Source organism: Candidatus Stoquefichus sp. SB1 (genome assembly GCF_001244545.1).
GTDB lineage: Bacteria > Bacillota_I > Bacilli_A > Erysipelotrichales > Coprobacillaceae > Stoquefichus.
Genome location: NZ_LN852694.1, coordinates 447575 through 470943, shown reverse-complemented (window position 1 = coordinate 470943; position 23369 = coordinate 447575). Strand labels below are relative to the sequence as shown.

At 29.2% G+C, this 23369-nt stretch carries 20 protein-coding genes and 3 tRNA genes; 5 read left to right on the top strand and 18 right to left on the bottom strand.

The genetic code is table 11. The features are described 5' to 3' along the window. Window positions 1–42 precede the first annotated feature (42 nt). The 3 genes from BN1865_RS06090 to BN1865_RS06080 all read right to left on the bottom strand — a co-directional run bounded on the left by BN1865_RS06090 (window position 43) and on the right by BN1865_RS06080 (window position 1652). A tRNA-Asp gene (locus tag BN1865_RS06090) sits at window positions 43–119 on the bottom strand. A gap of 27 nt (window positions 120–146) precedes the next feature. Further along, window positions 147–237: transfer RNA gene (locus BN1865_RS06085), tRNA-Ser, on the bottom strand. Between the two features lie 89 nt (window positions 238–326). Then, window positions 327–1652 (bottom strand): 6-phospho-beta-glucosidase, encoded by a 1326-nt coding sequence (locus tag BN1865_RS06080; RefSeq protein WP_050636363.1) that lies wholly within the window; start codon window positions 1650–1652, stop codon window positions 327–329. 139 nt (window positions 1653–1791) lie between these two features. Between BN1865_RS06080 and BN1865_RS06075 the strand changes: the two genes are divergently transcribed. Further along, the gene (locus BN1865_RS06075) at window positions 1792–3153 is read left to right on the top strand and encodes an aminotransferase-like domain-containing protein (protein WP_050636362.1); all 1362 of its coding nucleotides are present in this window, start codon (window positions 1792–1794) and stop codon (window positions 3151–3153) included. Window positions 3154–3235: 82 nt separating this feature from the next. Here the strand turns inward: BN1865_RS06075 and BN1865_RS06070 are convergent. Further along, window positions 3236–3311: transfer RNA gene (locus BN1865_RS06070), tRNA-Lys, on the bottom strand. A gap of 107 nt (window positions 3312–3418) precedes the next feature. On the opposite strand from BN1865_RS06070, the gene BN1865_RS06065 reads away from it, so the two are divergent. Both BN1865_RS06065 and BN1865_RS06060 read left to right on the top strand, forming a co-directional pair. Beyond that, complete coding sequence (locus tag BN1865_RS06065) at window positions 3419–4990, top strand: HAD family hydrolase (RefSeq protein WP_050636361.1); 1572 nt, start codon at window positions 3419–3421, stop codon at window positions 4988–4990. Further along, window positions 4971–5492: a phosphatase PAP2 family protein gene (locus BN1865_RS06060; RefSeq protein WP_050636360.1), complete on the top strand. Its 522-nt coding sequence runs from the start codon at window positions 4971–4973 to the stop codon at window positions 5490–5492. The genes BN1865_RS06065 and BN1865_RS06060 overlap by 20 nt, the downstream gene beginning before the upstream one ends. A 210-nt stretch (window positions 5493–5702) precedes the next feature. Here BN1865_RS06060 and BN1865_RS18330 read toward each other — a convergent pair whose 3' ends face one another. Beyond that, the gene (locus tag BN1865_RS18330; protein WP_157844080.1) at window positions 5703–5936 is read right to left on the bottom strand and encodes a hypothetical protein; all 234 of its coding nucleotides are present in this window, start codon (window positions 5934–5936) and stop codon (window positions 5703–5705) included. 269 nt (window positions 5937–6205) lie between these two features. On the opposite strand from BN1865_RS18330, the gene BN1865_RS06055 reads away from it, so the two are divergent. Together BN1865_RS06055 and BN1865_RS18325 are read left to right on the top strand one after the other, a co-directional pair. Then, window positions 6206–7657, top strand: a complete 1452-nt coding sequence (locus BN1865_RS06055; protein WP_232780323.1) for an ISL3 family transposase — start codon at window positions 6206–6208, stop codon at window positions 7655–7657. A 2-nt stretch (window positions 7658–7659) separates the two neighbouring features. Continuing rightward, on the top strand, window positions 7660–7827 hold the full coding sequence (locus tag BN1865_RS18325) for a hypothetical protein (RefSeq protein WP_157844079.1): 168 nt from the start codon (window positions 7660–7662) through the stop codon (window positions 7825–7827). A 124-nt stretch (window positions 7828–7951) separates the two neighbouring features. Here the strand turns inward: BN1865_RS18325 and BN1865_RS06050 are convergent, their stop codons facing one another. The 13 genes from BN1865_RS06050 to BN1865_RS05990 all read right to left on the bottom strand — a co-directional run bounded on the left by BN1865_RS06050 (window position 7952) and on the right by BN1865_RS05990 (window position 23363). After that, window positions 7952–8677 carry a CPBP family intramembrane glutamic endopeptidase gene (locus BN1865_RS06050; protein ID WP_050636359.1) on the bottom strand — a complete coding sequence of 242 codons (726 nt, stop codon included), beginning with the start codon at window positions 8675–8677 and terminating at the stop codon, window positions 7952–7954. Beyond that, window positions 8670–9554 carry a DUF975 family protein gene (locus BN1865_RS06045; protein WP_050636358.1) on the bottom strand — a complete coding sequence of 295 codons (885 nt, stop codon included), beginning with the start codon at window positions 9552–9554 and terminating at the stop codon, window positions 8670–8672. The genes BN1865_RS06050 and BN1865_RS06045 overlap by 8 nt, the downstream gene beginning before the upstream one ends. A gap of 38 nt (window positions 9555–9592) precedes the next feature. Then, a complete protein-coding gene (locus BN1865_RS06040) occupies window positions 9593–9925 on the bottom strand; it encodes a type II toxin-antitoxin system PemK/MazF family toxin (RefSeq protein WP_050636357.1) in 333 nt (110 codons plus the stop codon). A 68-nt stretch (window positions 9926–9993) separates the two neighbouring features. Next, a complete protein-coding gene (locus BN1865_RS06035; RefSeq protein ID WP_050636356.1) occupies window positions 9994–11283 on the bottom strand; it encodes a cadherin-like beta sandwich domain-containing protein in 1290 nt (429 codons plus the stop codon). A gap of 12 nt (window positions 11284–11295) precedes the next feature. Beyond that, window positions 11296–12546 carry a dockerin type I domain-containing protein gene (locus BN1865_RS06030; protein ID WP_050636355.1) on the bottom strand — a complete coding sequence of 417 codons (1251 nt, stop codon included), beginning with the start codon at window positions 12544–12546 and terminating at the stop codon, window positions 11296–11298. Further along, window positions 12530–13633 (bottom strand): CDP-glycerol glycerophosphotransferase family protein, encoded by a 1104-nt coding sequence (locus tag BN1865_RS06025; RefSeq protein WP_050636354.1) that lies wholly within the window; start codon window positions 13631–13633, stop codon window positions 12530–12532. Before BN1865_RS06025 ends, BN1865_RS06030 begins: the two co-directional genes overlap by 17 nt. Before the next feature lie 89 nt (window positions 13634–13722). Next, entirely contained in the window at window positions 13723–14922 is a 1200-nt protein-coding gene (locus tag BN1865_RS06020) for a CDP-glycerol glycerophosphotransferase family protein (RefSeq protein ID WP_050636353.1), read from the bottom strand. Between the two features lie 55 nt (window positions 14923–14977). Next, complete coding sequence (locus BN1865_RS06015; RefSeq protein WP_050636352.1) at window positions 14978–17698, bottom strand: YfhO family protein; 2721 nt, start codon at window positions 17696–17698, stop codon at window positions 14978–14980. Continuing rightward, complete coding sequence (locus tag BN1865_RS06010; RefSeq protein ID WP_050636351.1) at window positions 17679–18638, bottom strand: glycosyltransferase family 2 protein; 960 nt, start codon at window positions 18636–18638, stop codon at window positions 17679–17681. Before BN1865_RS06010 ends, BN1865_RS06015 begins: the two co-directional genes overlap by 20 nt. Before the next feature lie 23 nt (window positions 18639–18661). Beyond that, complete coding sequence (locus BN1865_RS06005; protein WP_050636350.1) at window positions 18662–19078, bottom strand: GtrA family protein; 417 nt, start codon at window positions 19076–19078, stop codon at window positions 18662–18664. Between the two features lie 45 nt (window positions 19079–19123). Further along, entirely contained in the window at window positions 19124–20644 is a 1521-nt protein-coding gene (locus tag BN1865_RS06000) for an Ig-like domain-containing protein (protein WP_050636349.1), read from the bottom strand. A 95-nt stretch (window positions 20645–20739) separates the two neighbouring features. Beyond that, the gene (locus tag BN1865_RS05995) at window positions 20740–21753 is read right to left on the bottom strand and encodes an acyltransferase family protein (protein WP_050636348.1); all 1014 of its coding nucleotides are present in this window, start codon (window positions 21751–21753) and stop codon (window positions 20740–20742) included. Beyond that, window positions 21750–23363 carry a hypothetical protein gene (locus tag BN1865_RS05990; RefSeq protein ID WP_050636347.1) on the bottom strand — a complete coding sequence of 538 codons (1614 nt, stop codon included), beginning with the start codon at window positions 23361–23363 and terminating at the stop codon, window positions 21750–21752. The genes BN1865_RS05995 and BN1865_RS05990 overlap by 4 nt, the downstream gene beginning before the upstream one ends. Between the last annotated feature and the right edge of the window lie 6 nt (window positions 23364–23369).

Below are 23369 nucleotides of genomic sequence, written 5' to 3'. Positions count from 1 at the left end.
GTAAAAAAAAGTTATCCAAACGGATAACTTGATTTTATATATTGGCGGTCTGGACGGGACTCGAACCCGCGACCTCCGCCGTGACAGGGCGGCATTCTAACCAACTGAACTACCAGACCAATATATAATTGCCAAGGGCAATACGATGGCGGAGACAGAGGGATTTGAACCCTCGCGCCAGTTTCCCGACCTACACCCTTAGCAGGGGCGCCTCTTCAGCCTCTTGAGTATGTCTCCATCAGTTGCCTAAATATAATAGCATATCTCTTTTTAAATTTCAATAGGAATTTAAAAAAAATCATATCCCCTTTTATTGGGGATATGGTTTATTTAAAAAATTGTGGTAAATAATCTTTATGTGCTTCTAAAAGTTCATCAAATACAATATTATTTTCTGTATCACTTGGACAAAGAGGATTAAAGTTCATTGCTGTAATTGCTAAATCACGATCACCTTTAATTGCTGCTTCCACAACCATTTGTTCAAATGATTTCATCATTTGAATATAGCCATTAATAGCAAAACGACAATCTCCAGTAGCAAGTGGAATAGGTCCATCACTTGTGATACGACATGCAACTTCTACTGCACTATCTTGTGGTAAATTAGAAATTGCGCCATTATTTCTAACATCAACATATTGTATATCACCTTTATTAGTATAAATGGATTCAATTAAATTACATGCTGCATCAGAATATTTTGCTCCACCACGTTGTTCTAATTGTTTTGGTTTGATTTCTAATTCTTCATCAGCATATAACTCAAACAATTCTTTTTCAACTTGACTCACTACTTCACCACGAACACGTCCTTCATCAAACTCTTTTAATTCATCTTGTAATTGTTCTTTCGTAAAGAAATAGTAATTATGATATGGACAAGGAATCGCATGTAAACCTCTAATAAAAGATGGAGAATATGGTAATGATACAAAGTTTTTCATAGCAATCGTATCTTCAGCCGAAATATTTGCATATTTTTCAACGATTTCATCCATAACTGAATGACCATCTAAAAAAACATTTGTAGCGAAAATAAAATGATTAACACCTTGTAATTCTAAAGTTACACGACTTTCATCTACTCCTAGAATTTTTGCAATACCTGCCACCATATTTACAGGAACATTGCATAGTCCAATAACCTTTTTAAAATGAGTATGTTTAAGTACCGCTTCAGTCACAATACCTGCAGGATTTGTAAAATTAATTAGCCATGCATCTGGACATAATTCTTCCATATCTCTAACAATATCTAAAATAACAGGAATAGTACGAAAAGCTTTAAACATTCCACCAGCTCCATTTGTTTCTTGACCGATCATTCCATGACTTAATGGAATTCGCTCATCAGCGACACGTGCAGGTAAACGTCCAATTCTCATTTGTGTTGTTACAAAATCAGCATCCTTTAATGCTTCTCTTCGATCATAGCTTAAAATAACCTTCATTGGTAATCCAGCTTTTTTGACCATTCTTTGAGCAAGGGCCCCTACTGTTTCTAATTTTTCTTTCCCTTCTTCAATATCTACTAACCATAATTCTTTAACAGGAAGCTGGGCATATCTTTTAATAAATCCTTCCACCAATTCTGGAGTATAACTACTCCCACCACCAATTGTTACTATTTTTACTGCTTCTTTTTTCATGATGACACCTCTTTCTTTATTTTATATTGACAAGATGATTATAAATTATTCTCGCATTCAAACAACTGCTTCAATTTAAAACTATACCGGTACAGTTCCAAAGGTGTATGTGGTATAATAGAAAAAAAGAGGTATGAATATGAAAAAATATGAACAACTTGCAAAACACATTGAACAACAAATATTATCTCATCATTATCATCAGGGTGAAAAACTGCCATCTATCACTCAGTTGTCAAAAGAACATCATTGCAGCAAAGCAACTGTTATCAAATGTTATGAAAAACTTATAGAACAACATCTCATTTATGTAAAGTCACAAAGTGGTTATTATGTGGCTGACGGTTTCTTAAAAACGGCTTCTTCACATGAACGTTTTACTTTAGATACTGGTAATCCTATTGTTTCAGCCACATCATTAATAGATGCAAAACATTGCTTATCCATTGCTATTGAACAATATTCTGAATCATCCTTAAATATTTCATTACAAGGTGTTGAATCATTACGTCATATTTTACCAGATTTTTTATCTTCTCTAGGTATTTACGCACAAGAAGATTCAATATATCTTATTCAGGGAGTTACTCAGATGTTATCGTTTCTCTCTTCACTAGAATTTGATAATCATCATCAATATATTCTTATTGAAGAACCCACTTATAGTTATTATGTACAATTTTTAAAGTCTATGAACATACCTGTTTTAACAATTCAAAGAGATGAAAATGGAATTAATTTAAAAGAATTACAGCAATTATTTTCCAAATATGATATTAAATTTTTTTATACAGTACCACGAAATCACAATCCCCTTGGAACAACCTTAAACACATACACACGTCAAAAAATTGCTGAACTTGCTTTAAAATATAATGTTTATATCATTGAAGATGATTATTTTGCACATTGTTCATATTCACCACGTTATCTTCCTATCAGTTATTACATGGAAGGACAAAATTGTATATATCTAACAAGTTTTTCTAAAATCATCCCCTACATACGTATTGGCATTTGTGTAATTCCAACTCATTTCAAAACTCTATTTGAAAAACTGATTCATCAGTCTTATTATTATTCATATCAATTACCATCATTGATTTCACAAGCAACCCTAGAGTCATATTTAAGAAGTTCGCTCTATCAAAAACAAATCAAAATATTGCAAGATCAATTAAGCAAAGACTATCAGATTATAGAAAAAATCACCCAGCAGTGGGATTCTCAAATTGCCTATCCTCTTTATGATCAATCAGGTTATTACTTAAGCCTCAAAATAAATCAAACCATCCAATTAGATATTCTTCAAACAAATTTACTTGCTCAAAACATTAAAATTGCTAGAAATGAAAGATGCTTCTATCATCAAGAAAACTTCAATCACACTCTACGTTTAAGTCTGGCAAGAATTCATCCACATGATTTAGAAGAAGCATTAAATCTTATTTATCAAACCCTTCTTCAATATCTTATTAAAAACTCTGCTTATAATGATTAGACTAATAACAATTTTCAAATAAAAAAACCCTTCATTAAAGATAAGGGTTTTAAGAGATTATAGAATCTCATTCATATTTAATTGGTCTCCCCTCACGGGCTCGAACCGTGGACCCTCTGATTAAGAGTCAGATGCTCTGCCAACTGAGCTAAGGAGAGTTCATCAACGGATATATAATACACTAAAACTTATCAAAAATCAAGATATTTTAAATGGAATATTATAAGAAAATTTGCTATAATGGAAAAGACAAGGTGGTGGGAGCATGTATATACAGTCTATCAATCAGACAAAGGTTGTGATTATACCATTGGATGGAACAATTTTTGACTTAAATAGATATCGATATAATTATTATCATCACATGTGTGAAAAACAACAAAAGACATTATCAATAAATACATTCTATCTACATCTTTCTAATATGTATGATATGTATAAAGAACTTCCATTGAGCCAACAATTAGATGTAGGACCACTTAATGCTAGAATTGAAAGAGAGATGTTTCAATATTTAAGTTATAAAGGCATTGAGCCAAAAGAAGGATTTTTAGAACTATTAGAATATTTACATCAAAAACATATTCCAATTGCTGTAATGTCTACTCATCGTACTAAAGATGCTGTTCAATATTTGAAGATGTGCCATCTTTATCATAAAGTTCATTTCATTATTGGTAGTGATACGTCAAGTATGCCTCTACCTTCTACTCAAATGTTAGAGACCATTAGAGACCACTTTCAGGTGCAAAATGATGAAACATTAGTTATTTCATCATTTATGGCTTTAAACGAAGCTGCTAATCAATTAAAAATGAACGTTATATATTGTGAAGATTTAATTCCGGCAGGTAGTCCTGAAAAACAATCATCTTATAAAACTGTTCATAATCTTTTTGAAGTTTTAAATACTTTATTATTTGATCGTTATGAAGAGATTGAGATGTATTCACCTATCTTAGGAATGAATGGTCGAATGAATAAAGATGAATTGACAGATGTTAAAAATAAATTAAAAAAAACATATCAAGATGATGAACAAATTATCCATTTAATTGATAAAACATATGCTTATTATATCTCTCAGCTACAAGAGCAAACAATTAAAGACGGTAGTGTTCTCATGCAAAAAACTGGAGCTAAAAAGAGATTCCATTTTGATGATGATATGTCTTCAAATATAACTGAACATGATATTTCTCAAATAGCCAAAGAAGAAGCATCTCAGCCTCTTGAAGAATCAACAGAGGTCGTTCAAGAAACTGAACCAACATCATTGCATATTAATCCTTTAGATAAACAGGAAGAGGAAGAGTTAACTGCTCTTTTACAACAAATTAATCATAAAAAAGATAATGCTGCCCCCGTAAAAAGTGTAATGGATATGGGTGAAATTGAAAGTATTATTGAAGATTACCAAGAGGATGAGAATATAGAAAATGATGAAGAGCAAGGATCAATGATTCTTAATTTTGGTTTTAATACAATTTATACTTTTGCAATATCTTTTCTATTTTTATTTATTGGATTAATTATTTATATTGCATTTATTCATCAATTTGATGATAATCAAGGTCCATTTCTTATTTTAAATACCTTTTTTGGGTATTATTATCATATCATTGAAACAGTTTTTCGTTTTATATTAGATGGACTTCACTCTTTATTGTCTTTTATTCCATCTTATCTTCAATATTCAGTAGATAATGGAATGTTTTCTACTGATGGTATTATTTTATTAAATATTTTTATATTCCAAAGTCTTATAATCGGAATCATAAAGATAATCATATATTTTATGAAAAGAGGTCATAAAAATGAAAGCGTTCGTGAATAAAATGAAAAGAATTGATATTCGCTTTGCTTTTTTTATGACTCAATTTTATGATCATTCTCTTTTAAATGAAATGATGAAATTCATTAGCTCTTGTGGAGATTTTGGCATGAGTTGGTTAATTGTTATCTTAATTAGTAATATGATAGAGAAAACAAGATCAATGTCTATTCATATGCTGATTGCTTTAATTGCTGCCACGCTTATTGGTCAGGTGACAATTAAAACACTTGTTAGAAGAAAAAGACCATGTCATACATATCCAGATGTTCCACTCTTGATTCCTACACCTAGTGATTTATCTTTTCCATCTGGCCATACGACATCTTCTTTTGCTTGTAGTACTGTTATGTTATTCTTTAATCCATTACTTGGTATTATTGGTTATATTTATGCAACTTTAACAGCAATTTCAAGATTATACTTATTTGTTCATTATTTAAGTGATGTTCTTTGTGGGATTATTTTAGGAATTAGCATTGGAATTGGTGTTTGTTTATTTTAAAAGGTTGAGTAATTAAATATCTCTGGGGTTTTTACTGGCACTCAAATTTATTGGGGTGCCTTTTCTTTTTATATTGTTTCTTCTTTTCATTTCTATGGGGTTCTTTCTCTTTATATTTTCTCTAAATCATTATATGATTATTTTATAAAATTTACAGAAAGAAAATGGATAAACAATCGCCCCGACCAAAGTTTGATTATTTATCCTGTCCTATTGAAGAACACTATGATAATAATTCAAACTCACAAAAAAATCAAGCCTTTCAATCAGTTTGTTTATGACAGATTGATTAGAAGCATCAACTTCAATAAAATTGAGTGCTCCAGTTGTCATTCCCACAGCTGGACTTTTCATGCCTACTATGATCGTCATACTGATTTCTTCAATAGAGATATTGTTATCAGAATACTGAGAGTTCAATGCACTGATTGCGGTGTGACTCATGCAGTTCTTATTCAGGAAATGATTCCCTATTCAATTGCCGATTTCTCTGTTATCTGTTCATCTGTCAATTATTCTCAGTTCACTTATTCCTCTCATCGCTTTTTTCTCATCCATAAATATCACGATATCCCCCTTAGATACATAACCTTATGCTGGATGAACCGCAGAAATCATCCTTGTCTTTTCTATTTTCCCACATGACTTTTGTATGCCTTTCCCTTTTTCTATGTTACTTTTGTCTTAGAAACAAGATGAAAGGAGATTTTTATATGAAGGCTATCGATGCACCACCTCTTTTGGAAGATGGTGAACTGCTCAATACTACCATTATGCCTATTATTTCCGAAAATGATATTCTCAAGTTCTTCAATCTTGAAAAAGATGATATTCAGGAATTCAGAATCACCCATCAGTCAGATGGAATTTACATCTGCATCAGACTGAATGTCAAATATCATCAGTGTCCTGTATGTGGTCAGATGACTGATAAAATTAAGGATTATTCTCAAAAAAAGATTATTCATTCCGTTCTTAATTATTCCCAGTGCTTTATCATATACGAAGCCAGAAGATATCGCTGTCCTCACTGTCACAAAACATTCTTTGAACACAATCCCTTTGTATTTGGAAGTTCCAGAATCTCTGTAGCGACTGTATCCAATATCCTCAGAGATCTTAAGCTTCCCAATGAAACATTCACATCTGTTGCCAGGCGTTATCATGTTTCAGTAACCTCCGTCATCAATATCTTTGATGATCATGTCCGTATTTCCAGGAGACCTCTTCCTGCATGTCTGGGTATTGATGAGGTTTATGCATTCAAGACTTATAAAAGCAAATTTGTCTGTGTGCTGGTTGACTGTACTGACCAGAAGATTGTTGATGTCCTGCCAACACGTAAAAAGGATGACCTGATCAGCTACTTTATGCTTATTCCCAGAGAAGAGCGTGAAAAGGTGCTGTACTGTTCGTTTGACATGTGGGAAACCTACAGGATTGTTGCCAGACACGTCTTTCCCAATGCAAGCTGCTGTATCGACAAGTTTCATGTTGTTCAGGAACTGGGGCGAAGAATGGATAAAGTCAGAATATCAGCTCAGAAAAAGTACATGACACAGATCAGGGAACTTCAACAAAAAAAGAAGAATATCGGCCTTACAAAAGAAGAGGAATATATATACGAGGAAGCATCCAGACACTACTATGTGCTTAAAAAATTTAACTGGATGTTCATCTCAACTGACAACAGAATATTTGATCCCAATGAGGAAAAGAGATACAACAGAAGACTGGAAGGATACTACAACTATTATGATCTGTTTGATTATATGGTGAAGTATGACAGAGAACTTGATATCGCCTATGACCTTAAGGACAGTGTTACCCGTTTCTACAGACAGTGTCATTATGAAGACGCAAAGAAAAAACTGGAAGAAATCATTATCGACTTCAGGTGCTGTCCTATAGAAGAGATGAGCCAGTTCGCCAACACTCTGACAAGATGGAAGCAGGAAATCATCAATTCCTTTATGATTGTAGACAGGGAGAAAAACAGAAAGATGAATACTGCGATTGTAGAGAACCGCAATAAAAGCATCAAGCTGATCAAACATGCATCAAATGGATACCTGAACTGGGAACGTTTCAGAAACAAAATCTTATTTTCACTTAACAGTGATACAACCTATTATCTCAATATTATAAAAAAGGAGGACAAATAATAATGATAAAGACATACAAGCTTATTCTGGAGGACGATGAGAATAGGATTCTTGAAGAAGATGAAGTTCTGGAAGAAATACTGGAAGACATAAGTAATATGTATAGAAGAATCATGATAATATCTTCAAAAGTAGATAAGATTTTAGAAAAATCCAATGAACGATTCTAATTAAAAAAGTCTATACAAAAAAGTGGGGTCAGTTAAGCCCCACTTTATTTGATAGATGAGATTCACGAAATCCCAAGTTATTTTAGATTACCAAAAGGTTCACTACTCTATGTAGCGAACCTTTTTAAAATAAAATCATTAACATGGAAATAAGATTATTTGTAGCATGTGTTAAGATAGGTACATAAATGTTATTCTTTTTCTCATACAAATAACTTAAAACAAGACCCATAAAGAAATATGAGAATATTTGTACCCACTCAAATAAATTTCCAGAAAGCACAGACATCATAATATGAACAAATCCAAAAATAAATCCTGATAACAAATGAGCAACAATTGGATGAAGTTCATATGTCCAACTAAATACGATCCCTCTAAAAACCATCTCTTCTAAAATAGGAGCAAAAATAACAGTTGTTACAAACATTAGTAAAGGATGTGCTAATGTTAATGTTTGAATAAGACTCTGATTCTCGCTAGATGCTCCGCCACCTAACATTAATGTAATCAAACCACCAATAATTCCAACAACATAAATAAGTACAGTCCCAATCAGCAATCCATATATAAGATTGTTTTTTAAATCTATTTTAAAATCTTTCCACTGTTGAATCATTGTATCCTTTAAAACCCAGCCTACAAGACATGCACTGAATAAATCTACTCCAAAATTCAGATAAGTATTCATTGAATTATAATCTATATTCCATGAAAAAGTCACAATAAGAAACTTAAGAACAGCACTTCCAATTAAAGACGCACAAAACATATATAATGGTAAAATAACGAGCATAAACATCCATTTAGACTGTGTTGATAATTTTCTTGTAAAATTGTTATTAAACATGTGATTCTTCTCCATTATATTGGTATTTATTTTCATAACGATGATACGCTAACTCTTCAAAGAAAATTGCCTGAGATAAGTAATATTGTGGCAAATATGTGTAAATTCCTAAAAACCCTGATGCAATTAAAGCAATTATTGATCCTAGCATAGGAATAAATGATAATAATTCTGCAATGATTGATTCGACAATGGCAATAACAATAATCCAAGCAAAGAAAGATAATTGTAATTTAATTAAATCCCAGATATGATCTTTCATCATTTGAAATGACTCTTTAATAGCATCCATTGTTGTTATATTGTACTGTTCAAGTAAGTATGGAACAGCAAATAAAAATGTTGAAACAACAACTGCTAAAATAATGATAATAAAAAACATCAGAAGTACAACAAAAATAATTGATGGTGAATATGCCACAATATAGCTTAAAATTGTATAAGCAGATGCACCATTAAATGCAGCACTAGAAATCAGACTGTCTATTCCAGAAAAAGCTGTTCCAAAAAATAATGTAACTACAAATACAAGAATAAAGATAGCTACAGCAAGGACTGCCCATATAACAACTGATGTTAACAGGTATGTAGGAAACAGTTCTTTAAATCTTCTAAAACCAACAAAAGCATCATCGTCATTTAATGCTTGTGCATTATTTCTTACCATTTTAAGTGAACTCACAATATAGCCATGGTGAAATGTTAAGAAAAGAATATTGATTGCTATTGATATAAATCTTGCTAATACATTGGCAGTGCCACTAAATAATGATGGAATTAATCCAACCAACATTAAAATAGTTAAAATCCTTATAAATTCAGGTTTATTTGTCATTAAAACTTCATTCGCTCTATTTTTAATACTTGAAATATTCATAATATCACTCCTTAATGCTATTTATTATAGCATATCTCTTATCTGATGTCTAAACTTGTTTTAATGGCCTGATTGACTCTTTCCATAATACTATAAGATAGACTCCCTAGTTTCTCATCAATTCTTTTTTTATCAATTGTTCTAATTTGTTCTAACAATATGACAGATTTTTTTTCTAAAAAATCTGGTTCAATAATCACATGGGTAGGTAAGTCATTTTTAGTCATACGTGATGAGATAGGTGCTACAATCACTGTTGTAGAATATTTATTTCCTTTATTGTTCTGCAATATCAATACAGGTCTATAACCACCTTGTTCGCTGCCTACAACAGGAGATAAGTCAGCATAATATATTTCTCCCCTATTCATAGTTTTCCTCCTATACTTTTTAATAAAGCATATGCAAGAAAACTCCTAAATATGATAAATAGTCAATCTTACGATTGACTATTCTTTCTCTCCTTTATATAAATAATACCTAAAATGACTAATCCTAAAGCAAGTACACCTGTTGTCACGATAAAAATATTAAAAGTATCTTGAGTTTTTGTAAATTCCGTATACTTTTGTAATTGATCTTCAGTTGTTTCATAATTATAGAAACATTTCTCACCATTTTCGTTCATTAAATAGACTTGTACATAATTTTTCATTGCTTGATCATTATATACCCACCCATCTAACTCTAATTCTTTTAAAGTCACCTTTTGAAAAGTCATTCCATCTCTTTTTTGTAAATCCTTATCAATAGGAATAATAATGAAATTACGTTCATCTATTTGAACTCTTTTAAATTCATATAAAGGTTTTCCATCTTCAATAACATAAAAAGCTTTACGATTTTCTTCATCTACTAAATAGCAAATTGTTAAATTCAACTTATCACTTGTCCATGCATCAACATCTTGATTCTCTATTTTAATAGTTCCTTTTTGAAAACTTGAAGGTGCTTCAACTCCTGATAAGTTTCTGACAACTCCTAAACGACTCTCATCAAGTGTTAAATAAACAAGTGGTTTTTCATCAACATTGACATCTATTGTATAATTACGTGTACTCCCATTTTCTGCTATACATTTGATAACGAATGTATTCTTTCCAATTTTTAAATCTTTATCTCCCGTTCCACTTACTTTCGCTTTAGAATCTTTGGCTTTAGCATTAATTGTTATTTTTGTTTTATCACCTTCTAAATTAACAGTATATTTGGTTGTATTAGCACTAAATTCAGGTGATAAACTTCCTTCACTGACTGTCAATGAAGATAAAGCATTTTCTTTTGAACGATTGTCTTCCTTTGACACTGTACTTTGTGAAGTTTGATTGCTAGAATTTGTATTCGTATTATTTGAATTTGATGAAGCCGCATTAACTTTGACTGTTACATTTTTTGAATAATTTACATCATCTGAATTACCACTATATGCGGCATAGACTCCACTTATTTTAACAGTGCACACTCCAACACTACTTGGTGTCACAGTAAATGTCACTGATGTATTGTCCGCATCCGCTGCTCCACCTTTCACAGAACCATTACTGCAACTTGCATGAATGGTTGCATAACAATCGCTTGCTGTGACTGTTACCTTAAATGATGAACCTATTGTAATACTAGATTGACTAGCACTTACGCTCACTCCCGCTGCATGTATGGGATTCACTGATAATCCTAATGATAAACAGAAAATTATTCCTGCAAATACTATTTGTTTTAATTTTTTCATATTGTCCCCCTATTATTGAATCTGATATGTTCCTAAAATATGACGTCTTATCAAGACATAATCAGACGGTGTTACTTTTCCATCTCCATTGATATCAGCTGTTATACGTCCATTTCCAGTTAAAGTCAATGTTCCTAATATTTGTCTTCTTGCCATAACATAATCCGATGGGGTAATCTTCCCATCTCCATTGATATCTCCTGTTACAAAAGCATGATATACAGAATTTTTATACTTAATATCAATATGTTGACCATCGCATTCCAAAACGATATTTCCATGATCTTTTGTAGTATAAATATCACTCATTGACAAATCATTTTTTACTTTATTGGTTGGAATGGTAACAGAAGTATTGGTTGTCCCACATTGTACAATACTGATAACAGGATTCACTTTCAAAAAGAATTCATAGTTGCCAGAATGACTAGAAACACTAAAATCATTATTTGTATGACCATGATGAGGCACTTTCAATACATCAATATTACTAATAGCATTAGGATTATTTTTCATAAGCTGCTGTTGTGCTGCCACTTGGATATCTCCAGTCAATAAAAAGGAACGTTTCCCATAGTCTACGCGAATAACTAATGATCCATTGTTATCAGCATCACCATTTCCACTTATTGTTGAATAATCTGTAGATTGATCACTTAAAAAAGTAACTTTTGCACTTCCTAATTGAAAAACTTCATTTCGTTGTGGAACTTGTAAAACAGCTCTAACTTTACCTGATGAAGCATTATCAGCAGCTAATTTTTTAAAATAACGATAATAACGTGTTGTATAATCACGGCCATTATAATAAATATGGTCATATGTATACTTATTAATTACTTGCAATAATCCACCTAGATGATCAAAATGTGGATGCGATGATATAACATAATTTATGTTTTTCACACCTAGTGAATCTAAATAACGACTGACATCGCTATTATTGTTTTGAGTTAACAATAACCTTAATTGACTCATAAAATCAGGTGAATTTTCATCAATATTATTTAAAGAATCGTTATGAAGCAAGTGTTCTAAATCACTTCGAGTCGTTTCATCATCCATCCGATCTGATTGACTAAGATATCCTCCATCAATAAGCATATTTTCTCCATCACACTCTAGATAAATCGCATCACCACTTCCTACATCAATATAATGAACTTTTAATCCACTTGTAGCAAAAGTATTTTCTACTCCTGCCATACAAACTAAAGAAAATGTTGTTAATAAACATAACAGTACTTTAATTTTCTGTTTCATGAATAATCCCCCTTAAAAAATCAATAACCCTCTGTGTACTCAAACCATCTTGATAATTAAAAAACACATTCTTAATCTCTTTCATATGTTTAACTTCACATAAACTATTTTTAATAGCATTAACAATTTCATCTTCATTTTGACACATTGGACATTGAAAATCATTTAAATCAACAAAAACACCTAACGATTTGCTATAATCATCTAAGTCAGGAACAAAGAATAATAAATTTTTTTCTAAAATCATATAATCAAAAACAATTGACGAATAGTCAGAAATAAGATAATCACTTATACTAAATAAAGCGTGTGTATCTTCATGATTCATATTAATGATTCGCTGATCATCAGCAAGCTGATAATTTCCCATTAATGGATGAAATTTATAAAGCAAGACATAATCATCTGGTAATTGTTTTATGATACTCAATGCATCAAATGGAACGGCTGTAAATCCTTTATAAATATTTCCTCTAAAAGTAGGAGCATAAAGAATAACTTTTTTATTTTGTAGTTCAGGATATTTTTGATATAATTCTTTTTTTCTATCATCAAGCCATTGGTGATCAAATAATTCATCAGTTCTTGGTAATCCAATTGGTAAAACATGTGAGCGAGGTACACTAAATGCCTGACTATATGCATCTTGCCAATAAGCAGAAGTTGCTAAAACATAATCATAATTAGCAATAGGATATTCTCTTTCAATAGCATTTCCAAATTTTTTAATTGCACCACATGCATGCCAAACTTGAAGAACTATTACGCCTTTTCTTTTAAAATGTGAAACAACATAGTTATTATCATGTAATAAAACGATTTTTGATGTATTAATGAGATAAAGTTGTTTCATACAATTGATAAAATAAAGAAATTGTCCCCATAAATCTTTATGATACTTAATCAAACACAAATGAACATCAAATTCTTTCAAGTCCAATTGATTATAAATGAATTCAAAATCAGAAGTTAATTGTTCTGATTCTAATGAAATAAATGTTACTTTATTCTTTTTTATTTTAAACATTGAAATAATCAATGATTCAATTGTTAATATTATATTTAATATCATTTTTTGAATTCCCATAGTATTCTCCTTGTGTAACTCTTTCTATTCTAACACTTTTTTTATGACAAGAAAATAGAAAAAAGTTCTATATTTTCAATAGAACTCAATTAAAGAACATCTTTAAAAACAATATCAATCACTTTCTGTGCACAATTACCTGTTTGTTCTGAATTAAAACGTTCATTAAATACTTTCAAATATGAATAATCATAAATCTGATTTTTAACATCCATTAACATTTGCTTTTCATCATCATAAATCTTTCCAGGCAACTCTTTATAAATATCCAGATAAAAACCTCTTAATTCACCCTTATACTCTTCAATATCATACATATAGAAATAGATAGGTCTATTTAAGACTGCATAATCAAAAAACACACTAGAATAATCTGTAATCAAAATATCACTTAACACATATAACTCATTAATTTCAGCATCTGCTGAGATAGAATAAAGAAATCCATCTAAAGTATGATCATTTTCATATTTATTAATAATTAAATAATGTGGTTTAAAAACAACAATATAATCATCACCTAAAATATCTTTCCATTTTTGAAAATCAGCTTTTAAATCAAATGTATAACCCGCTGCGACATAAGAATTATCTCTCCACGTAGGTGCATATAAAACAACTTTTTTATCTAATGGTAAATGAAATTTTTGTTTTAAAGCCTTTATATCCTCTGGAGTGGCATTCGTAATAAAATCATTTCTTGGATATCCTGTTTCAATTAATCGTTCACGATTAATTTGAAATGATGTCTGAAAAACTTCAGTACAGAATTTATTTGGTGAAATCATATAATTATATCTTTCTACATCAATATCATAAGATTCACACATTTTATCAAATGATACACCTGATCTATAAAAAGTCGCATTTTCAGGTGCAATAATATCGTGAGCTAAACGTTTTAAAGGTGTCCCATGCCATGTTTGTAAATATACCTGTTTAGGTTTCTTACATATGTATGTAGGCATTTTGCAATTAATAATCCAATATTTTGCTTTAGACATATAATAGAAATAAGAAAAACTAAAATATTCTTTCACTTCTGCTCCTGGAATTTTTATATTTTTTTCTTTATGATTTTTAATAAACCATATGAATCTATAATCTTTAAATCGTGAATCTTTTCTCATTTGTTCATAAATAGCTCTTGGATTATCAGAATAACCTCTACCATGAAAAGAGATAAATATCACAATTTTATCATCTACTGACACCAAATTATATGTTGATTTATATATTATTCTAATAATTTTTCCACTTAACTTTTTTATAAAACGTAATATAAACATTTTTATTCACCTCGCCTATTGATTATGCCATTATCTTTACAAAAGAGCAAGATTTTTAACACTTTATATCATTAATTTTCTGTTTTGTCTTTTTCTTTTCATAATAACATACACTTATAAATAGAATAACACCACTGCAACTTATCATTGCTCCTATTTTAATGAATGGCGTTGTATAAATCAATTGGATGTCATGGTTTCCTTTGGTTAGAGGCGTACCCATATACATTGTATTAGCTCGATACAATTTTTCTTTTTGACCATCAACATACAATTGCCACCCTTCACTATAAGGAATAGATAGACATAAAAATTTATCTTTGTCTAATGAAATCTTTCCTGAAACTTTGTTGGTATCCATTTGAACATTTTCAAGAACATTTTCAGTTCGATTTTTTATCTGCTCATTAAATCTATTCATAACTAAATGTGAAACTGACATTTCCTTACAAGTATATGAACCTTTTTGAGTAAATTCTATTTCGATTTGCTTTCTTTTATTTTCTGAGTAACCTAAGTTAACTAGAAAATCATCTGTTCCATTATAATATGTATTATATTCATTTTTTAATAATATTGTATTCCTTACTTGATCTGATTTTAATTTGATCTTTGCCTCAGTTATATATTCACCTTTTTTATTCTTAGAAGCTTTATAAGCTAAATTTTTGTATGATAGATATAATTCACTATTTTCAACACCCTCGAACTGAATTATCATTTTGGCATTTTTATCAAGAACATCAAATCCATTTTCATTCCAACGTATACCGCTTTGTGAAACAATGGTATATGGAGTATTTTGATCCATTAGTGTTGGAGTCAAATTTTCTAAACTTAACTTTTCTTCAACATGAACAGCATCTAATAATAATTGTTGACGTTGTAATGCTGTAGCATTTTTATAATCATCTTCAGATACCTGCTTATCATATGTATATCCTAATGGTAAAGATAATTCTGTTTTAAAAATATCATATTTATCAGATTCAAATACTTTTTGATTATATCCATAAGGACGATAAGCATTCTGTTTTTTTTCAGCAATAAAATATTTAACCGACGCCAAAGCATCGAGGTAAGCTCGATAATTTAAACCTGTGTAAATTGAACTTAATGCATTAAGATTATTCATTTCACCAAAATAATCCGTTATATATCCACTTCCTAAACTGTAAAAGAATGAAATAGAATGTTCATTTTGTTGTAAAGCAGAATTAACTAAATAAGTTTTACCAGTATTTGTTTCATCATATCTATAAAATGTTTGATCATTTATAGCTTTTAATTGTTCAGCACGTGTATGATAAATTTGAGAATAACCATCTTTAAATTCAACAAATTCTTTAACATAATTTAATTGTTGAGGAAAATATTTAAAAAATGCATTTAATGATGTATTCATCACTAGTAAAATAACCATAGAAATAACAAAAAATGAATTCTTTTTCAAAAATTTTGTATTGTAAAAAAACATAACAATATATATAAAAAACATTATAAAACTTGATAAATAAAAATTATAAGTACGTGTTTCTTTAAATCTATAAGCCAATATAAAATAAATGATACATAATCCAGCTAAAACAATGAGTTCCTTTTTATTTAATTTTTTTAAATCATTAAACATCCAACAAGTTATCAATGCAATAATAAAAGAATAACCAAATTGCCAACGATTACTAACATATGAAAAACCATTAAAAATATAACCACCAATTGGTAAACAGATAACTATTGTTAAAATAATAAATCCAACTTTTAAAGCTATATTTTTTCTTTTTATAAATAAAACAAAAATAGATATTAATGAAAGAGATGTATAAGCACATATAGTCCAATATCCACCAAAATTATATGAATTAAAATTAAGAAAAGAAGACAAATAATATGAAATGCTGTATAATCCATCAAAAGCAATTTTGTACTCACTTCTTGAAGTACTTAAAAAGAATGATATCACAGGTAGTAAAATAATAGCTGATATAGCAATTCCAATAATAACATTGAAAATAAATTTACCTAAAAAATAAAAAATATGTCTTAGATGATTATCTTGATACAAACTAAAGTATCGGATAATTGCATATATAAAAACCAATAAACAAAGCATATAAAAAAAATAAAAATTGCTAATAGCAGAAAGAGCTATCATGCATATAAAAAGTTTTGAAGATTGATATTTTAAAATCTTTTCAGTTCCTAAAAGCAAAAGTGGTAAATAAATCATTGGATTAATAAAATAAGGATGTCTAACACCTGCAAAAATAATATAGCCACAAAAGATATATGAAAGTGCTCCAATCATAATTGACTTTTTATCTTTATTCATATTAAAGCAAAAATATGAAAAAGATAAACCAGCCAAGTATAAACGTAATACAACTAAAAATATATATAAGTATTCAGTATATTTGGGCATAATAAATATTGATAATAAATTTAATGGATCACCAATAACATAATAATGCATTGTAGCAAGAATATCAGCTCCATACCCCATGCTAAAATCCCACATCGGAATACTAAAATGATGATTAACAAATATTTCATGAAAGAGTGAACGAAGATAATTTCCAAAATACATTAATGTGTTATAATGTTGCACTAACCCATCTTTTGTTTCTCCCTGCCAAATAAATGACTTCTTTGTTAATATAAATGACATATAAAACAAAGTCACAGAAAACATAAAAACAAGTGTAAAGCATATAACATAAATCATAAAAGGATGTTCATTTTTACATATTTTCCATTTATTTATTAATGATGTCATGCGATGTTTTCTCCTTTTTAATATGTTCCTTTACAATATAAACAGGGCGATGCTTACTTTCAGTATATGATTTTGCAAGATATTGTCCTAAAATTCCAATAAATAACAATTGTACTCCCGCAGATAAAAGAATAAGAGTCGCTAAAGTTGGAAATCCAGCAACTGGATCACCCCACACCAACGTTTTAATAACTATCACAAAAATAAGGATAAAAGCAACAAAACACAGAATTACTCCAAGTATGGAAGCAATAACAAGAGGAGTTGTTGAAAAAGCAATTATGCCATCAAGTGCATAAGCAAATAATTTCCAGAATGACCATTTAGATTCCCCACTTGCTCGATCTTCCACAGTATATGGCATATAATAAGTATTAAATCCCACCCATGAAAATATTCCTTTCGAAAAACGACACCTTTCTGGTAATGAAATAATTGCATCTACTACATTTCTTCTTAATGTTCTAAAATCACTAGCAGATCTCACTATTTCAATTTCTGTCATTTTATTGATAAGATTATAAAAACAATCCTTGAAAAAAGTTAGTATTTTTCCCTCTTTACGTATATCCTGATAAGCAGCAACACAGTCACAATCTGGATTTTCTTCTAAATACGTCAACATCTGAATAATGTATTTAGGATTTTGTTGCAAATCAGCATCAATTATAGAAACAAATTCTCCTTGACTAGCTTCAAGTCCTGCTAATAATGCTGCTTCCTTCCCAAAATTACGAGAAAAATGAATAATATGTATATGCTCATTATCTCTTGAAAAAAGTTTCTTTAATTCGCTTAAAGTTTTATCCTTACTACCATCATTAATAAATATAATTTCATAATCAAAATATATATCTTTAAAAATTTGAACCAACGCTTCATAAAAAGGATAAATATTATTCTCCTCATTATAACATGGTACAATAACAGATAATTTCATAATCCATTCCCCCTTATCACTTATTAATTTTTAAATACTAAGAATTTACTTATAACATAATTAGATATTAAAACAATAACTTGTGTTTCTAATTTTCCAATCAATTCGTCCTGTCCAATAATATTTACAAGTAGGAAAACACCTCCAACTTCAATAACCATTGTCAACAAACGAGCCCCAATAAATTTACTAGCTTCTGAAATCAATTGTTGAATTGTTTCACATTTTGATTGAAAAACAAAAATTTTATTTGTTATATATGCGAAGATAATTGAAGTCACAACAGAAACAAAATTACTTAATGTTACATCTATATTTAAAAACTTACACATAACTGTAAAGACAATAAGATTAACAAGTGTTGTGCATCCACCAACAATAATATAACGAATGACTTCCGTATTCATATTTGTTAAAAATGCTTTTATCTTTGAAAACATAATATATACCCTTTCTTTTTATAATAATTACTCATCAAATACATATTAACATGCTTTTGTCCATTCTTCATACGGAATCATTTGTTCCCAAAATTTGTGAATAGCTCCAATTTGTGAAGTAAAAGCTTCAACCATCTGCATCTTCTTATTTAAAATATCACCCTGATACGTAGGTTTTAATCCTTTTGGCATCTTCGGATTATTATAAAATTTTCCATCGTTACTATAAAACTTTCCAAAATAATATAATTTGCTATACATTCCATTTTTAATAGTTGCTTCTTTAACCATTTGATTAGTCATTTTATGATGAATATGTCCATATTCTCCCTTAGGACTATGAGTAACAATTTCTTTCCAATTTTTATACTTTAAAAGTTTATTAACATCCTGTTTTATTCCTTTTAAAACCATGCTCCAATCATCCTTAACATTTTTCTTTTTCAAATCAGGATAATTTAAAATAATATACTTTGTCTGGCTTATAGTCATCGCATCTGCCAATTCCTTTACTCGCTGAGCATTATATCCATTCGTTAAAACAACTACAAACCAATTTCCTTCCAATAAATGTCCACCACCCCAAAGTGTTTCATCATCAGGATGAGCAACAATCATAAGTTTCTGGCAATCATTAATACCAGAATTCTGTAATAAAGTCTGATTAATAAACCCACTATCACACTTAACAATCAATTTCAATTTCTTTTCTTTTTTACTAACTTCATCCTTATAAGAAACTGTAACATACCCTGGTCTTTTTGTAGTTACTATTCCATCTGGGGAAATACTTGCAACATTATTATCATTTGATGAAAATTGATAATGTGATGCACTATTATCACTCATATTTGAGATTTCTCTAAACTGAAAGATGCTGCCTGTTTCTTCTTTTAATTCACTATCAGCTTTAAAATCTACAATTTTGGATGGAATTGGTTTTTCAACAACATTCAATTTAATCTCTTTATGAATATCAGTATTCTTGACTTTTACTGTCAATATTGTCTGACCAATTGACTTGGTCTGAACCAATCCCGTTTCATCTACTGTAGCAACTTCTGGATGAGATGACGATATTTCAAGTTGCGTCTGTGTTGTATCTTTTGGTTTAAATAAAACATTCAGCTTAAATTCTGTTTGACTATAGATATCATATTTAGGAATGCCTGTAATCTCTATGCTATTTAACTTTTTTTCGTGATGTACTTCCACAGTACATTTTACTTTTTTATCTGAATCTTTAACTTGTAAAGACAATTGAGCAGTTCCAACAGCTATTGCTTTAAATTCGCCATTATTATCAATAACAATAACCTTATCATTATCTGATGAACATCTTAAATCTTGCAAAAAATTATCATTTGATATGTGAAAAGCAAGCTTCCCACTATCATGCTCATATAAATCTAGTTTTTCATAATCTAAGGTCAAAGATAAATTCTTTAACTCTATAGTTCGTTTTATAAATTTATATCCTTGAAAAGCAATAATCATCACAACAATTGAAAGTACTGCTATTATTAAAAATGATTTTTGTTTTAATTTTAATCTTCTCTTTGCCATTGTCATATATCTCCAATTCTCTATGTCAAAGTATAACGAAAAGATTTGTAATTCCTGTGAACATATAAGAAGAATAGATAAAAGTATACTGGCATTTATGCTTGTGTTTTTTTAGATTTACCAATTACAAAAGGAAAAAATCTTTTAATAATTTCTGAAACAAATGCTGATCCAAAACAAATAATAAGTAAACAAATCATTGTTTGAATAATTTCTAAAGAAAAAATTTCTATCTTTGTCTCATTCAATATATTCACAATAAGCATTGCAATTGGAACAAATATTGGTCTATGAAAAGCATAGAAAACTAAACTATTTTTTCCTATATATTTTAATACTTTTTGTTTTTCAAATACTTTCGATATAATTAGAGCACTCCAAATTCCAGTAAAAGCAGTCAAAAGATAGAAAAGTGGATTTCCAATATTTTGGTAAAATAAGTCTTGTCTTCCATGATATGCAAAATTAAGATAACCAAAAATAGTAAGTATTGGTATCAAAATAAATAAATATTTACAATGTAAATATTTTAAAATACTTTCTTTATAATTTTTCATTAAAAAACCACACCCCACAAAAAATGTTGCCATTGAAACAGTATCTAATGCCCAAATCCAACCAGGATGATAGATTTTTGAAATTAAAACAGCTACACAAAAGAAGATAAATAACTTAACAATCATATAACAACCATGATTTAATCGATAACAAATAAACAATAGCAGTTGCGCAAAGAATAAACTGACTATAAACCATAATGTTAGATAATAAGGAGTATCTTTAGCACAAATAAAGATTCCTGCCAAATTTCGTAAAGCACTATCTGTTATTTGCAAAGGAAACTGTCTTACACCATATATCCATAACCATGTAAAAAATGAAAGAAAAAAATAAGGCAATATAATTTTTTTGATTTTATCTAAAATAAATAATTTATATGAAGAAAATTTATCTAAGTTCAAAACAAACCCAGATAGTAAAAAAAATAGTGGTATATGAAATGTATATAAACTATTCACAATGATTTTTGGAGTTACTGATAGATGTCCTAAAATAACGAGAATTGTTGCAATCCCTTTTGCAGTATCTATGTAATCAATGCGTTTCATACATCTTTCACCTTAACTTTCATAACTGACAAATGACCAACATTATCAACTATTTCATATTCAATTTCAATATTCTTATGTTCAACATACCATTGCTTAATTAATTCTAATTTATCTGTTTCAGGTCTCATCATTAAATAGACATTATCATACTTATCAAGATTACCAATAAAATTTTCTGGTTCATTTATATTGAATTTTTTCATCTGAGAATAATATCGTTTCGAAAAAGTATCCCAATTTCCTAAAGTCATGATATTTTGATTAAATAATTGATGATCAATAACCAATGAATTTATTTGATACTGAGATTCAACCATCGCACTAACTCCCTCAAATACAAATAATTGATTAGAGTGATTGTGTACATATTGATAACTTTTACTTTCTTGATATGTAGGCACAGGTTTAAACCATTGTTTATCCTTAATTCCATAAAAAAGCAATAATACAGGAAAAACACCTATGAAAAAATGTGTATATTTAAAATGCCATCTTTGACCATCATACCACTCTTTAAAATTATACAACAACAATATCACACCTAAGATAATAATTGGAACAAAAACTCTGTCCACAATTCTTACACGCACAATTAATGCACACATATCTGCTAATGTAAATAAAATAATACCAAACCCTAGATAGTTTTTATGCCTATATATAATTAATAAACATACAGAAAAGCCTAAATACAGCATATAGATTGGTTGGTTAATAAAATTAATAATAATTCTCATGGGATTCAATTCATATGTATCACTTAAACTTCTTAATGAAGTTAAATTCTTCAAAGTTGTATTACCAAATGTATCTAAATCAGTAAATATCCAAGCATTAAGACAATTCAAATCATTTTCACTAATATGTTTTCGTTCTAAAAAAGAAGCATATTTCTCATAATCAATAGACTCGTAATCTCTAATTTGTGTACTTAAATCATTCCATTCAAGATAACTTTGTGTAATTGAATCATTTTTTAAAATAAGAATATTTGAAATATTGACAATCCCAAATATTATTAAACTTATAGCAAAATATATTTTTATTGATTTTAATCTTTTCCAATTATATATAATATATGGAATAAAAATAATTAGCAAACTTAAAAAAACATCTTTTCTAATAGATATTCCCATAAACAAAAATAAGCAACCCAAACATTTAAAATAAGATGAATTTTTTTCAAAAAGGAAAATCAAACCAACAAAGCAAACAAGGTATGCTATAACTGTATAAGTAAAATAATTCAATAAAATTAATTGAGCAAATAATAACAATACAAAACTTAATAAAGAATGATATTTTTTATAAAAAAGATATTGCAATGCACTAAATGAAACTGTCAAAAAGAAGTGCATACTTATTAAATAAATATTTAATTGTGTAAAGATACTTTTAAATAAGTATAGTAAATATGTAAATCCGACACTTAAATAAGGTAAAATGATAAATTGATTTTCTCCACTACCCCATATGCCTTCAGTAATGTAATCAATAAAAATATCATCGACAATTCCATAACGAATACCTATAATTAAAATAAAGCAAAGAGTCATTACAATCGGAGCAAAAAAGATGATTATTTTCTTTATTCTTTGACTAGACATACTTAT

What these genes read in the sequence shown, in the direction of transcription:
- BN1865_RS06080 (WP_050636363.1), bottom strand. Translation starts at nt 1,652, where the DNA reads ATGAAAAAAGAAGCAGTAAAAATAGTAACAATTGGTGGTGGGAGTAGT.
- BN1865_RS06075 (WP_050636362.1), top strand. Translation starts at nt 1,792, where the DNA reads ATGAAAAAATATGAACAACTTGCAAAACACATTGAACAACAAATATTA.
- BN1865_RS06065 (WP_050636361.1), top strand. Translation starts at nt 3,419, where the DNA reads ATGTATATACAGTCTATCAATCAGACAAAGGTTGTGATTATACCATTG.
- BN1865_RS06060 (WP_050636360.1), top strand. Translation starts at nt 4,971, where the DNA reads ATGAAAGCGTTCGTGAATAAAATGAAAAGAATTGATATTCGCTTTGCT.
- BN1865_RS18330 (WP_157844080.1), bottom strand. Translation starts at nt 5,936, where the DNA reads ATGAGTCACACCGCAATCAGTGCATTGAACTCTCAGTATTCTGATAAC.
- BN1865_RS06055 (WP_232780323.1), top strand. Translation starts at nt 6,206, where the DNA reads ATGAAGGCTATCGATGCACCACCTCTTTTGGAAGATGGTGAACTGCTC.
- BN1865_RS18325 (WP_157844079.1), top strand. Translation starts at nt 7,660, where the DNA reads ATGATAAAGACATACAAGCTTATTCTGGAGGACGATGAGAATAGGATT.
- BN1865_RS06050 (WP_050636359.1), bottom strand. Translation starts at nt 8,677, where the DNA reads ATGTTTAATAACAATTTTACAAGAAAATTATCAACACAGTCTAAATGG.
- BN1865_RS06045 (WP_050636358.1), bottom strand. Translation starts at nt 9,554, where the DNA reads ATGAATATTTCAAGTATTAAAAATAGAGCGAATGAAGTTTTAATGACA.
- BN1865_RS06040 (WP_050636357.1), bottom strand. Translation starts at nt 9,925, where the DNA reads ATGAATAGGGGAGAAATATATTATGCTGACTTATCTCCTGTTGTAGGC.
- BN1865_RS06035 (WP_050636356.1), bottom strand. Translation starts at nt 11,283, where the DNA reads ATGAAAAAATTAAAACAAATAGTATTTGCAGGAATAATTTTCTGTTTA.
- BN1865_RS06030 (WP_050636355.1), bottom strand. Translation starts at nt 12,546, where the DNA reads ATGAAACAGAAAATTAAAGTACTGTTATGTTTATTAACAACATTTTCT.
- BN1865_RS06025 (WP_050636354.1), bottom strand. Translation starts at nt 13,633, where the DNA reads ATGGGAATTCAAAAAATGATATTAAATATAATATTAACAATTGAATCA.
- BN1865_RS06020 (WP_050636353.1), bottom strand. Translation starts at nt 14,922, where the DNA reads ATGTTTATATTACGTTTTATAAAAAAGTTAAGTGGAAAAATTATTAGA.
- BN1865_RS06015 (WP_050636352.1), bottom strand. Translation starts at nt 17,698, where the DNA reads ATGACATCATTAATAAATAAATGGAAAATATGTAAAAATGAACATCCT.
- BN1865_RS06010 (WP_050636351.1), bottom strand. Translation starts at nt 18,638, where the DNA reads ATGAAATTATCTGTTATTGTACCATGTTATAATGAGGAGAATAATATT.
- BN1865_RS06005 (WP_050636350.1), bottom strand. Translation starts at nt 19,078, where the DNA reads ATGTTTTCAAAGATAAAAGCATTTTTAACAAATATGAATACGGAAGTC.
- BN1865_RS06000 (WP_050636349.1), bottom strand. Translation starts at nt 20,644, where the DNA reads ATGGCAAAGAGAAGATTAAAATTAAAACAAAAATCATTTTTAATAATA.
- BN1865_RS05995 (WP_050636348.1), bottom strand. Translation starts at nt 21,753, where the DNA reads ATGAAACGCATTGATTACATAGATACTGCAAAAGGGATTGCAACAATT.
- BN1865_RS05990 (WP_050636347.1), bottom strand. Translation starts at nt 23,363, where the DNA reads ATGTCTAGTCAAAGAATAAAGAAAATAATCATCTTTTTTGCTCCGATT.